Source organism: Pseudomonas sp. R2-60-08W (assembly GCF_003852335.1).
In the GTDB taxonomy this organism is placed as follows: domain Bacteria; phylum Pseudomonadota; class Gammaproteobacteria; order Pseudomonadales; family Pseudomonadaceae; genus Aquipseudomonas.
The window spans coordinates 738004-751230 of record NZ_CP027731.1 but is presented as its reverse complement, the minus strand read 5'-3'; the positions used below and the strand labels follow the sequence as shown (position 1 = coordinate 751230).

The window sequence follows — 13227 nt, the reverse complement described above, 5'->3', positions numbered from 1 at the left end:
TTCTTATCAGGACACGCACATGCAGGTAGAAAGCTTTTTCGAGTGGTTGGGCCAGGCGCTCGGCGCCGTCATCCGCTTTATCGTCGACGGTCTGAGCGGCTTGTTCGGAGCCCTGACCCACGCCGGCGGCAACTTTATCGATGGCTTGTCGCGCACCCTGGGCATGGACACCTCGATCATCAGCATCCTTACCCTGATCGTCGGGCTGCTCTTCCTGTACTCGGCGGTACGCGCCTTTATGCGCGCCTCGGTCATTATCGGGATCATCTGGCTGGTGCTGGGCCTGTGGTTGTTGAGCTGGGTCGTGCACTGATCCCACACACACCGCACAATCCCTGTGGGAGGGGGCTTGCCCCCGATAGCGGTAGTTCAGTCAATGCATAGGGTGACTGACACACCGCCATCGGGGGCAAGCCCCCTCCCACATTGGATCTCCATTTCAACTTCAGCGATCAGCGGCCCTTGATCACCATATCTGCCGGGGTTTCGCCCACCGCCTGCCAGTTCGGCCGGTACATCGACTCCACGTGCGGCGGCGGCACACGGTAGGTGCCCGGCGTTACAGCCCGCGCCAGATAGAGCAAGTGCGTCGTCCCATAGCCATCCAGGTCCATGGCCGCCACATAACGGTCATCACGAAACTCCTGATGCTTGAGCGAGGCGTTCTGCATCGATTCGCGCCACTCCTTCACTTGGCTGCCGGCGTTCTCCAGGCTGGCGGCGCTTTGCGCCAGGTTCTGGTTTTCCAGTTCCAGGCCGGCCGGTAGCAGGTCCACCACCAGGGCGTCCGGCACCCGTTGTTTGGCGCTGACCGCCAAGTGCACCAACACCAAATCACCGCTGTTGAGGCTGTGCAGGTTCAGCGGCTGGCCGTTCATGCCCAGGTATTCGCGACGGATGCTCAGATTCTCGCCGCCCGCTGCCGGTGGCACTTGTGGATAACCGGAAAGGGTCAGTTGCTGGTACACCGGCGTTTCGCCCTGGTTGCTCAGGGTCAAGTCGCTGGACAGCAGCTTGTCATCCAGTTGCAGCGTCGATTGCTGATTGTTCAGTTCGCGCACCGCGCCACTGCCGGTCAGCGACACCTGCCAGCTCGCCTCTGGCTGGGCGAGCCCAAGGCGCCCAGCGAGGAACAGTGAATTACGCTCCTGGGTCGACAGATACGGGCTGGCCGCCAACTGGTCCGCCAGGGTAAACAAACGTTCCTCGCGCTTGCCCTTGGCCAGGTCATTTTCTTCCAGCAAGGCCAGGATCATCGCCTGGTCGCGCAATGGGCTGCCGTAGTCGGCCAACCATTCCTTGGCGCTGCGCTGCGCCGCCAGGCCCGCGAGCAACGCCTGGTCCGCACGCGGCTGGTCGCCCATTTTCTGCAGGGCGATGGCCAGCTGCACCAGCGGCAAGCCGGAACGCGCATCGCTGCGGCGTTCGAAGATGCTGCGCAAGGCCCCCAGCGGCGCCTGCTGACTGCGCGCCAGGACCATGCCGGCGTAGGCCTGTACGGCGAAACGGGTGTGGTCGGCGTTGTCGCTGTAGTCGACTTCGATCAGGTTGCGCTCCTGCACGTAGCGCAGCAGACGCTCGCTGGCTTTCTTCAGCGCCTCGGCCGGTACGGCAAAACCCTGGTCGCGCGCGCGCAGCAGGAAATCGGTGACGTAGGCGGTCAGCCAATATTCTTCCTCGCCGTCAGCGCCCCACAAACCGAAGCTGCCGTTGTAGCGCTGCATGCCCAGCAGGCGTTCGATGCCCAGCTCGATCTTGCGTTTACGCTCGGCATCCGGCTCGCCCTTGATACTCAGGCGTTTGAGCAGCGCGTCGTCGGCATAGAGCGAGGGGTACAGACCGCTGGCGGTTTGTTCCAGGCAGCCGTAGGGGTAAGCCTTGAGCGCACTGATCTGCGCGCCGAGGTTCAACGGCGGCCGGCTGGACAGGCTCAACAACGCCTCGCGTCCCGAGCTGTCGAACTGCTCCAGGGTGCCTGCCGGCAAGCTCCACGGCTGGTCCTTGAGCACGGCGCGGTAATGCTTGAGCAACGCCGGGTAAGCAGGGCGCACGCCCAGGGTCCATTCACGGCTGAACGGCGGCAGGTTTTCACCGGGCAGGTCCAGGCCATTGACCGTGACCTTAACTTTGCCTTGCCCCAGACCGCCCCAGGCTTTTACCGGGATACGAAGGGTGGTGCGCTGGCCTTGTTTCAGCTCGACGGTTTGCGCGCCGTTACCGGCCAGTTCAAGTTGCCCTTCGGCGGTCAGTTGCACCTCGAGTTTCTGCGCCTTACCGGACAAGTTGGACAGGTCCAGCGCCAAGGTGGTCTGGTCACCCCCGGCCAGGAAGCGCGGCGCCGACAGCTCGGCGATCAGCGGCGCGGCGATGACCGTCTTGGCTTGCGCCATGCCATAGCGATCATCGCTCCAGGCCTGGGCCATCAGGCGCAGTTCGCCGTTGAAATCCGGAATATTGACGCTGACTTCACCCTCGCCCTTTTCGTTGAGGGTGACCGGCGCGCTTTGCAGGGCGACGATGGTCACGCTGGTGTCCGGGCGCTTGCCGCCCTTGGCCAGTGCCGCATCGCCACCGAACGCCAGGCTGGCCAGGCGACCCTGCCCGGCTTCGATCAACTGGCCGTAGATGTCGAACTGGTCCACGCCGTAGGCCTTGCGGCCGAACAGGCTGGCGTACGGATCGGGTGTGGGGTATTCGGTGATATTGAGAATGCCCACGTCCACCGCGGCCACCAGCACATGCACCTGCTTGGGCACACTGCCGTCGGCATTCCTGGCGGCGATCTTCACCGTCAGCGGCTGTTTGGGGCGCATTTTTTCCGGAGCGGTCAGCGTGAGGCCCAGCTTGCGCTGGGTACGATCCAACGGCAGGTGCAGCAGGCCCACCGCGCGTTTGGGGGTGATATTGGCTTTGCGCTCGCCTGGACGGATTACCAGTGCGCTCACGTACAGATCATGCCGCGACCATTTCGGGTCGAGCTTCACGGCGAAGCTTTTGCCTTCGGCCGGCACGTCGATTTCCTGCCACCACAGCGGCCCTTCGGCGGACTCCACCAGCAGATAGCCTTTACCGGCAGCCGGCGGGGTGACGGTGACATTGGCCGTGTCGCCATCGCCATAGGCAGGTTTATCCAGCGCCAGCTTGACCTGGTCGGGGCGCACGGCACCGCCTTCGGTGTTGTCCTGGGCCTGGTAGCCGGCCCAGAAGCGCAGGCTGCTGATCAGGCCGGTCTGCGGGTCTTCGACCTCCACGCGATAAGGGCCCCACTCCACCTGGAAGCTGACCTTGGCGGTATCTCCAGCCTTGATGTCGAGGGTCTGTTCGTCGAGGTTGAGGAATTTCTCGTTGTAGTGATAGCTCCAGCCATCATTGTCGGAGTAGTTCCAGTAGTAGTCGCGGCGCTCACGCACCAGACGCACCTTGAGGTTCTGCGCGGCGAGTTTCTGCCCGTCCTGGTTGGCCACCACGACTTCGAATTCCGCCGGGCCGTCGCCGTTGGTTTCAGTGCCGTCAAACAGCCCGCGCAGGCCCGGCAGGTGCTCGGCCGGCCAGATCGGCTGTACCAGGCGCCGGGTGATCGGCCGCCCGCCCGACTCTTGCAGGCTGGCTTGCACGATCAGTTGCAGCGGCGACTTGGCCTCGGCCCATTTGCTTTCCAGGGTCAGTTCTTCCTGGCCCTTGGCGTCGAGCGTGCTTTCGTCCAGTTCGAAATCCTGGCTCAGCTCTTCTTCGGTGACCGAACCGAACTGGAAGCCCGGCAGGGCTTTGACCGCCTCACGCAGCGGGCGCACATAAACCTGCCCACTGACCCGGTTGCCCGAGGCCGGCGCGCCGTACAGATAACGGCCGTTGACCTGGATGACCGGGTCATCCGCAGGGCTCAGCGCGGTGTCGCTGCCCTTGAGTTCCAGCGCCAGGCGCTCGGGCAGGAAGTCTTCGACGAGGAACTCATACAGCTGCGGCTTGCCATCGCCCAGGTCGAACACCAACTGCCACCGCCCGGTCGGTGCTTCGCCGGCCAGTTGCAGCGCATATTGATAGAGGCCGGAAGCGTCGGCGTCCCACACGAACTTGCGGCTGACCTGCTCATCCGGTCGGCGCACTTCGACGCTCACCGGTTGCGGCTTGACGGCGTTGCCGTCCTTGTCGCGCAACAGCGCGTTGAGCAGCACGGTTTCGCCGGGGCGGTACAAGTCACGCGGGCCGAACACAAAAAACTGCAGCGGATGGGACGGCTGGCCAGCGATGTCGAACTCGGCCAGGTCCAGCGCGGCGCTGTCGAGGCGCAATAAGCTGGTCTGTTCGCCTTGTTTGGCCAGCAGCACCTGGGCTTTTTTCGGCAGCGGCAACTCGGCGTGGCCACCGTCTTCGGTCTTGCCCTGGCCGAGCACACGGCCTTCGGCATCGAGAATTTCCAGCTCGACGCCGTTCAGCGCCTTGCCACCTTCCAGCGCCTGGGTAAACACATCCAGGCGATTGGCGTAGCGGTGCACCGACAGGCCGATATCGCTCAAGGTAAACAACGTGGCCGGTTGCGAATAGTTGTAGGTGCCTGAGGCGCGCATCACCGCCAGGTACACACCGGGCTGCTGCAATTGCTTGAGGCCGGCGATCGGCAGCAACAGGGTTTCGCGGGTGTTGCGCGCCGGGTTCAAGTCGAAACGCCCGCCGTAGACCAGATCGGCCATCGGCAGCAATTCGCGGGACTCGTAGCTTTGCAGGCTGGTATTGCGCCCCCACTGCGCCAGGAACGACGGCAGGGACTCGGGCTTGATGCGGAAGAATTCGACGTCGATCTTGTCGACGTTCAGCGCGATCACCGGCAAGCCTTCGGCCAGGCGCGTGGGCAGCAATGTGCCGCGGCTGGCGAAGCCGACGGTAGCTTGCAGGTCACGGGTTTCCAGGCGGGCGCTGTACTCGGCGGGCAGCAGGTTGTTATTCACCGCTCTGACACCGGGGTCCACCGTGAGCACCAGCTTGCGCTGCGGCTCCAGGTGACGCAGGCGCAATTCCATCAAGTTGTCGGAGAGTTCCCAGGCGCCATCGACCTTGCCCGAGGTGCTGTCCACCAGATGGACTTTGTCGGCGAACTTCTGATCCGGGTCCAGGGGAATGGAGAAACTCACCGACAAGGTGCTGGCCCCGTCCAGCTGCACCTCGGACACGTCCACCACACTCAACTCGCGCCCGGCGTAGCGCTGCTTCAACGCCGCCACATCCACCGCCGCCTTGGCCGGCTTGGGCGCCACGCTCGCCGCCGGGGCGGAAGGCGCAGACGGTTTATCGGAAGAATCGCAGGCGCTCAGCAGGGCCAGCGCGCAGGCCAGGAACAATCCTTTGTTAAGCATGGGGCACTCGTCGTCAGAGGAAACCGGGGGGTGAACTATATATCAGCGCCGGCCAAGCCGTTGTGGCGCCGGTCACATTGACCGACGGAGGGTGGGCCAAGCCCAATCCCACCGTCAATGGAGATCAAAAAATGTGGGAGGGGGCTTGCCCCCGAATGCGGTCTCTCAGTGGATGAGTCTGTGCCTGACACTCCGCCATCGGGGGCAAGCCCCCTCCCACATTGGATCTGCTGTGCGACTGAGGGCCGGGTACAATGCCGCTCCACCAAGGAGCCTTCATGACCGCCCTGCTCGCCGACTGGCGCCACCGCCCCACCCATCGCCGTGTCTGGGCCCTGGCCGCGCCGATGATCCTGTCGAATATCTCCGTGCCGCTGGTAGCCCTGGTCGACAGCATGGTCATCGGCCACCTGCCCCACGCTCACCAACTGGGCGCCGTGGCCGTCGGGGCCAGCCTGTACACCTTCCTCGCCTGGGCCATGGGTTTCCTGCGCATGGGCTCCACCGGTTTCGCCGCCCAGGCCGCCGGGCGTAATGACGGCGCGGCCTTGCGCCAGATCCTGCTGCAGGGTTTGTTGCTGGCGCTGGGGTTGGCGATGTTGCTCGGCACCGTGGGTATTCCGCTGAGCCACCTGGCCCTGGAGTGGATGCAGCCCTCCGCCGAACTGAACCAGCTGACCCGCGAATTCTTCCATACGCGCCTGTTTGGTCTGCCTGCGGCACTGGCCAGTTATGCGCTGGTCGGCTGGTTCCTCGGCACCCAGAACGCCCGTGCGCCGCTGGCGATTCTGCTGACCACCAACCTGGTCAATATCGCGCTGAACCTGTGGTTCGTACTCGGCCTGGACTGGGGCGTGGTCGGTTCGGCCCGGGCCTCGGTGATCGCCGAGTGGACCGGCGCCCTGCTCGGCCTGGCCCTCACGCAAAAAGCCCTGCGCGCCTACCCCGGTTATATCGCCTGGGCCGCATTGAAGCGATGGGAAAGCTGGCGCCCGCTGCTGGCGGTGAACCGCGACATCTTTATCCGCAGCCTGGCGTTGCAATCGGTGTTTTTCATGATCACCGTACAAGGTGCGCGCCTGGGCGATGCCACCGTGGCGGCCAATGCGCTGTTGCTCAACGGCCTTCTGCTGACCGCTCACGCTTTGGACGGCCTGGCCCACGCGGTGGAAGCCCTGTGCGGCCACGCCATCGGTGCGCATGATCGCCAGGCGTTGAGACGTTCATTGGTGGTGGCCTGTGGCTGGTCATTAATCGCCAGCCTGGGCTTCGCATTGCTCTTTACCTTCGGCGGCCATGTGTTTATCGCCATGCAGACGGATATCCCCAGCGTGCGCGAAACCGCCGATATCTACCTGCCCTACCTCGCGGTATTGCCGTTGATTGCGGTGTGGAGTTATTTACTGGATGGGCTGTTTATCGGCGCAACGCGGGCGCGGGAAATGCGCAATGGGATGTTGCTGACGGTGCTGTTGGTGCTGCCGATCGCCTGGGCACTGCAGGGGTTGGGCAACCACGGGTTGTGGATAACCTTCCTGGTGTTCATGGCAGTGCGCAGTTTGACGCTGTGGGCGATTGCGTGGCGGTTGAATCGGCAAGGACTGTGGCTGGGCGCCAACTGAAGAAATGCAATCCAAATGTGGGAGGGGGATTGCTCCCGATTGCGGTGTGTCAGCCACTAATGTTCTGACTGATCCACTGCTATCGGGAGCAAGCCCCCTCCCATATTTTTAGAGCTATATCAGCTGCTATTACGAGGACAGGTACGACGACCGCGTCAGGCCCAGGCGCAGCGCATCCAGGAACTGGGTGCGCTCCGACGCGGAGATCTTCGCGCTCGCGCACTTGTCACGGTAATGCGTCATCAACTCTTCCGGCGACAAGTGCACATAGCGCAGCATGTCTTCGATGGTGTCGTGGGTCTCGATACCGGCGCTGTACACCGAACCGTCTTCACGCTGGTAGATGTTCACCGAGTCGGTGTCGCCGAACAGGTTGTGCATGTCACCAAGGATTTCCTGGTAAGCCCCCACCAGGAAAATACCCAGCAGGTAGTCTTCGCCCTCGTTCAGGGCATGTACCGGCAGGCTGGTCTCGATGCTCTGCTCGTCGACGTACTGCTTGATCTTGCCGTCGGAGTCGCAGGTCAGGTCTTGCAGCACGGCGCGGCGCAGCGGCTCTTCGTCGAGGCGATGCAGCGGCAGGATCGGCAGTACCTGGCCAATGGCCCAGGTATCCGGCAGGCTCTGGAACACCGAGAAGTTGCAGATGTACTTGTCGGCCAACTTGTCGTTGAGTTCGTCCAGCACCTGGCGATGCGAGCGCTGGCGCGCCTTGAGCGAGTTGTGCAAGCGGCGGCACACGGCGAAGTAGCACTGTTCGGCCAGGGCTTTCTCGGCCAGGGTCAGTTTGCCGTCGGCATACTGGGTAGCCACGTCGCTCATGTAGTGGGTGGCGCGCCAGTAGGTTTCGGTGACCATCTCGATATCGGTCGGGCCGAGCAGGTCCACCAGCCATTGCACGGTTTCGGGCAGGCTTTCCTTGTTTTCGATGGTCGGGATTTCGTCGTTGTGTTTCTCGACGTCGGTCACCTGCACCACCAGCATGGCGTGGTGGGCGGTCAGGGAACGGCCGCTTTCGGAGAAGATGTGCGGGTGCGGCAGGCTCTGCGCGTCGCAGAATTCCTTGAGCATGCCCACCACCACGCCGGCGTAGTCGTCCATGTCGTAGTTGATCGAGCTGGCGTTACGCGAGTGGGTACCGTCGTAGTCCACGCCCAGTCCGCCGCCGACGTCGATGTGGTCCACCGGCAGGCCGAGGTTGCGCAACTCGCCGTAGTAACGAATGGCTTCCTTGAACCCGTGCTGGTAGTCGGCCAGGTTGGCGATCTGCGAGCCCATGTGGAAGTGCAGCAGGCGGATGCCCTGGTCGAGGCCCGCCGCGCGGAAACGCTCGACCACCGACAGCAGTTGCGCCGCCGACAACCCGAACTTGGACTTTTCACCGCCGGTATCAGCCCACTTGCTCGAGGCCAGCGACGACAGGCGCACACGCAAGCCGACCTGGGGCTTGACCTTGAGGCTGGCAGCCTCTTCGATCACCAGCCCCACTTCGGATTCTTTCTCGATCACGATAAACACGTTGTGGCCGAGCTTCTGGCCCATCAGCGCCAGGCGGATGAACTCACGGTCCTTGTAACCGTTGCAGACGATGGTGCCGCCCTTCGGCGCCAGGGCCAATACGGCCAGCAGCTCAGGCTTGGAGCCGGCTTCCAGGCCGATGGAGACGTTCTGGGTGGCGATGATGTTCTCGATCACCGCTTCCTGCTGGTTCACCTTGATCGGGTACAGCGCGGTGTATTGGCTCTGGTATTCCAGGCGCTCGATGTTTGAATCGAAGGCACCGGTGAGCTGGCGGACACGGTCTTGCAGGATATCGGGGAAGCGCACCAGCAGCGGCAACGACAGGCCGCTTTTGCGCAGCGCATCTACTTGCTCGTACAGATCGACGGGCGTGCTGTTCGGACCGTTCGGACGGACTTCTACGCGACCGGCTTCATTGATCGCGAAATAACCGGCCCCCCAATGGCGAATCCCATAAACGCTGCGGCTGTCCGCAACTGTCCATTGGCTGCCATCGTCTTTGCGTGTGCGTCGTACGGACATCGAAGTCCCCTATAAATGAAGGCGAAGGCGCCACCTCAAGCGGAGGCTGGCGCAGTCTAAAGAATGAAAATGACGATTTGCCTGTGAGGGAGGTAGACCTCGCTTGCAGGACAGAGTTTAGACACAGGTTGGGAAGAGGCTTTCAGCCGCCGGACTTCTTGGCCTTGTAACCGAGCTTGATCAACTCGGCCAACAGCAGTTCGACGTGATCGCCCTGGATTTCGATGACCCCGTCTTTCAACGCGCCACCCGTGCCGCAGCGCTTTTTCAGCGCGGTGGCAAGCTCCTTGAGCGCGTCTTCGGCCAGCGGCACGCCGGTGATGGTGGTCACCGTCTTGCCGCCACGGCCTTTGCTCTCGCGGCGTACGCGGGCAATGCCGTCGCCTTCGGGAATCAGGGTGTTTTTGCAGGTGCACGAATCCACGGGCTGACGACAGTCCGGGCAGTGTCGACCTGCGTCGGTGGAAAATACCAGGCCACCCAGGGCGGCGAAGGATGCGGCTTTCTTGGCCACCGGCAATCCTCTAGGGGATGAAAAGTGGCGCAGTGTAACGGCAAAAAGCCAAGTTGCTAAGGGCCAAATGGCGCCATTTCATGCAACTTTAGCGACGCAACGCCAGATAGCGCCGCAGGCCCTCTTGAGCGTCCGGGCAGTAAGGCTTGTGTTTCGCCTCGCTCAACACCGTTTCAATCGGCAGGAAGCGCGCTTCCATGACTTCTTCGGGCTGCAGGCACAGTGGCCCGTCCCATACCGCAGAGTAGGAGGTGCACCAAAGCCTGCTGTCGCCGTCTTCGAAATAGAAATGGTCATGTTCGGTCAATTCCACGCCGCTGACGCCGAGTTCTTCTGCAAGCTCACGGGCCGCCGAATCGGCATAGGTTTCCCCTGCCGCGACCATCCCGCCCGCAGCCGTGTCCCAGAACCCCGGGTACAGTGCTTTGCTCAGGGTGCGCCGATGCACGCACAACTCACCCTTGGTATTGAACAGGAATATGAAGGTGCAACGGCCGATCAAGCCGCGCCGGCGAAGGTCGGACCTGACCAGGTGGCCGAGCAGGTTGTCCTGCTCGTCGACCCAGCAGATCAGTTCAGCATCGGAGGCCACCCGGTGGGCAGCCTCCCTTTGAGTAGCGTCCATCATCAACCCTGGTTGAGAAGCTGACGCAAATCGATCACCGCAGCGTTGGCCCGGGAAATGTAGTTGGCCATTACCAGCGAATGGTTCGCCAGTACCCCGAAACCACTGCCATTGAGAATCATCGGGCTCCAAACCGGTTCCTGCGAGGCCTCCAGCTCACGAATGATCTGGCGCACGCTGACGGTGGCGTTTTTCTTGGCCAGCACGTCGGCGAAATCGACTTCGATGGCGCGCAGCAGGTGGGACAGTGCCCACGCCTGGCCACGGGCCTCGTAGAACACGTTGTCGATCTGCATCCAGGGGGTTTCCACCACTTCCTCATCGACCTGCGGTACTTCACCCGGCGCCAGCGCTTCAGTTTTCAGCGCGGTGTTCAGCTTGACCCGGCCCACGCTGGCCGACAGGCGCTGCGACAGCGAACCCAGGCGGGTGGCAACATCGCCCAGCCAGTTGTTCAGGTTGTCGGCGCGGGAATAGAACAGCGCGCCCTTCTGGTTCGGGTCGGACAGGCGTGCTTCGTAGCGGTTCAGGGAGTTGATGCCTTCCTGGTATTCCGACTCGCTGGACGGCAGCACCCAGCTCTTGTTGTCGAAGTTGAAACGCGGCTCGGCCTTGGCCAGGTCAGCGTCTTCTGCCGACTGCGACTGGGAACGGGCGAAGTCTTTGCGCAGGGCACGGGTCAGGTCACGCACCTGCACCAGCACGCCGTACTCCCAGCTGGGCATGTTGTCCATCCACAGGCCTGGCGGGAAACGGTCGTTGGAAATGTAGCCACCGGGTTTGTTCAGCAAAGTGCCGACCACGGTTTTCAGGGTTTCGACGGTGGTGTAGCCGATCACCATCTGCTTGCCTTCCTTCTCGGCGGCCAGCTGGGCGTTTTGCTGGACCGGGAACAACGCGGGTTCCTGACTCCAATACCAACCCAGGCCACCGGTGACCAGCAAGTACAAGCAGATCACGCTGAGCAAGGCGCGGCTCATCAGCAGGTTGCGAACGTAGCTGCGGTTGGCCGACTTGGGCTCAGGGGCGGGGCCTTTGGCACTGCCTTCGCGGTTTTTCCAGTCCAGCATGGCGATATCCTTTCAATCACTTGAGTTCATGCACATCAATTGTCCGGGTGCGGTCAAACATTCCGACCACAACCCTACCCCATCGTGCCCATCGGTGCGGGCTTTTAAACCAAATTGGCGCATACCGAAGGTTGGACTATAAAGGATGCACGCTTTTTACACAGCGCGACCACGAGGTCAAAAAATGAATACCGCAGACACGTACTTAATTGACGTATGACACTCATGCAGCAGAAAAGAGATGCTAGCATAGAGCCATCAGTCGACCTCAGCATGCACCCGCACAGTAGTCAGGATATGACCGAGTCAGAAGACCCCAGCCGCGAGCGTCTCAAGCAGCACTTTGCCCAGCGGGTAATTCATCAGGCACGTCAAATTCTTGAGATCTGGCAGCGCCTGCAGCGTAGCGAATGGTCCAACGCGGATTTCTCCGAGCTCAATGAAGCCAATCTGCGCCTGCAGCGCTTTGCCGAGCGTTTCGAACAGCCCGAACACCGCCAACTGGCCCAGCACATTGGCGAGTCCCTCAAAGCGGTGGATGAAAACCGCGGGCGCCTGAGCAGCCAATTGATCACCGAGCTCAATCGCTTGATGCAGCGCTTGTCGCGCACCGGGCTGCGCCAGGGCGATCAGCTGGAACAAACCCTGCTGCCGCCGATGCGCAAGCCGATCTACGTGATGCTGGCCGACCACAACCGCGCCGAGCGCCTGGCCAAGCAGTTGGAATTCTTTGGCATGAGCGCCCAGTCCCTGGACAGCGTCGCAGCCTTTCGCGCCGCCATGGCCGAGCGCCTGCCGTCGGCCATCGTAATGGACGTGGATTTCTGCGGCACCGGCCTAGGCCTGAAACTGGCTGCCGAAGCCCAGGAAGGCCTGGAGCAAAAGCTGCCGCTGCTGTTTTTCAGCCTGCATGAAACCGACACCCCGACCCGCCTGGCCGCCGTGCGCGCCGGCGGTGAAGAATTCCTGACCGGCACGCTGGAGGCCTCGAGCCTGCTGGAAAAGATCGAAGTGCTGACCTGCGTGGCTCAATATGAGCCGTATAAAGTGCTGATCATTGACGACTCCCGCGCCCAGGCGTTGCACACCGAGCGTCTGCTCAACAGCGCCGGCATCGTCACCCGCACGTTGATCGAGCCGATCCGGGCCATGGCCGAACTGGCCGACTTCCAGCCCGACCTGATCATCCTCGACATGTACATGCCCGCCTGCACCGGCACCGAGTTGGCCAAGGTGATTCGTCACAACGACCGTTATGTCAGCGTACCGATCATCTACCTGTCGGCCGAAGACGACCTGGACAAACAGCTGGATGCGATGAGCGAAGGCGGTGACGACTTCCTGACCAAGCCGATCAAGCCGCGCCACCTGATCACCACCGTGCGCAACCGTGCGGCGCGTGCGCGCAATTTGAAAGCGCGGATGGTGCGCGACAGCCTGACCGGGCTGTACAACCACACGCATATCCTGCAACTGCTCGAAGACTGCAGCTTCCGCGCCCGCCGCGAGAACAAGCCGCTGAGCTTTGCCATGCTCGATATTGACCACTTCAAGCGGGTCAATGACAGCCACGGTCACCCCATGGGCGACCGCGTGATCAAAAGCCTGGCGTTGTTTCTCAAGCAGCGTTTGCGCAAGAGCGACTATATCGGCCGCTATGGCGGTGAGGAATTCGCCATCGTGATGCCCGACACCGACCTCGAATCGGCCTGCAAAGTGCTAGACGAAATTCGTGGGCGTTTTGCGGAAATCCACTACCCGGCCCAACCCCAGGATTTATGGTGCACCTTCAGCGCCGGGCTGGTGGAGCTGTGCGACGGTTCCGACAGCCTGACGATGGCCGCCCAGGCCGATGAGGCGCTGTACCGCGCCAAGCATGCCGGACGTAACCGCGTGCAAGCCGCTCGCACATCAAAGCAAAGTGCCATCTTTTCACCGGAATCCACTGATTCGGTCATAACTTTGTAATGTAAACGCAATAACTTCAGGCACTTATCTTTTGCTG

General features: G+C 62.2%; 8 protein-coding genes. 3 read left to right on the top strand and 5 right to left on the bottom strand.

Annotated elements, in window-relative coordinates:
• The first annotated feature begins 19 nt into the window (after positions 1-19).
• On the top strand, positions 20-313 hold the full coding sequence (locus tag C4J90_RS03200) for a hypothetical protein (RefSeq protein ID WP_124361105.1): 294 nt from the start codon (positions 20-22) through the stop codon (positions 311-313).
• A gap of 139 nt (positions 314-452) precedes the next feature.
• On the opposite strand, the gene C4J90_RS03195 is transcribed toward C4J90_RS03200, so the two are convergent.
• Positions 453-5348 carry an alpha-2-macroglobulin gene (locus C4J90_RS03195; protein ID WP_124419205.1) on the bottom strand — a complete coding sequence of 1632 codons (4896 nt, stop codon included), beginning with the start codon at positions 5346-5348 and terminating at the stop codon, positions 453-455.
• Positions 5349-5626: 278 nt separating this feature from the next.
• On the opposite strand from C4J90_RS03195, the gene C4J90_RS03190 reads away from it, so the two are divergent.
• Positions 5627-6970, top strand: a complete 1344-nt coding sequence (locus tag C4J90_RS03190; RefSeq protein ID WP_124419204.1) for an MATE family efflux transporter — start codon at positions 5627-5629, stop codon at positions 6968-6970.
• A gap of 129 nt (positions 6971-7099) precedes the next feature.
• Here the strand turns inward: C4J90_RS03190 and speA are convergent, their stop codons facing one another.
• The 4 genes from speA to C4J90_RS03170 all read right to left on the bottom strand — a co-directional run bounded on the left by speA (position 7100) and on the right by C4J90_RS03170 (position 11222).
• On the bottom strand, positions 7100-9013 hold the full coding sequence (speA, locus tag C4J90_RS03185; RefSeq protein WP_124361102.1) for an arginine decarboxylase: 1914 nt from the start codon (positions 9011-9013) through the stop codon (positions 7100-7102).
• A gap of 142 nt (positions 9014-9155) precedes the next feature.
• Complete coding sequence (locus tag C4J90_RS03180; RefSeq protein WP_124361101.1) at positions 9156-9527, bottom strand: translation initiation factor Sui1; 372 nt, start codon at positions 9525-9527, stop codon at positions 9156-9158.
• 88 nt (positions 9528-9615) lie between these two features.
• Complete coding sequence (locus C4J90_RS03175; protein ID WP_124419203.1) at positions 9616-10152, bottom strand: NUDIX hydrolase; 537 nt, start codon at positions 10150-10152, stop codon at positions 9616-9618.
• Between the two features lie 2 nt (positions 10153-10154).
• The gene (locus tag C4J90_RS03170; RefSeq protein WP_124361099.1) at positions 10155-11222 is read right to left on the bottom strand and encodes a DUF2333 family protein; all 1068 of its coding nucleotides are present in this window, start codon (positions 11220-11222) and stop codon (positions 10155-10157) included.
• A gap of 297 nt (positions 11223-11519) precedes the next feature.
• On the opposite strand from C4J90_RS03170, the gene C4J90_RS03165 reads away from it, so the two are divergent.
• Positions 11520-13190 (top strand): PleD family two-component system response regulator, encoded by a 1671-nt coding sequence (locus C4J90_RS03165; protein ID WP_124361098.1) that lies wholly within the window; start codon positions 11520-11522, stop codon positions 13188-13190.
• Positions 13191-13227: the final 37 nt, after the last annotated feature.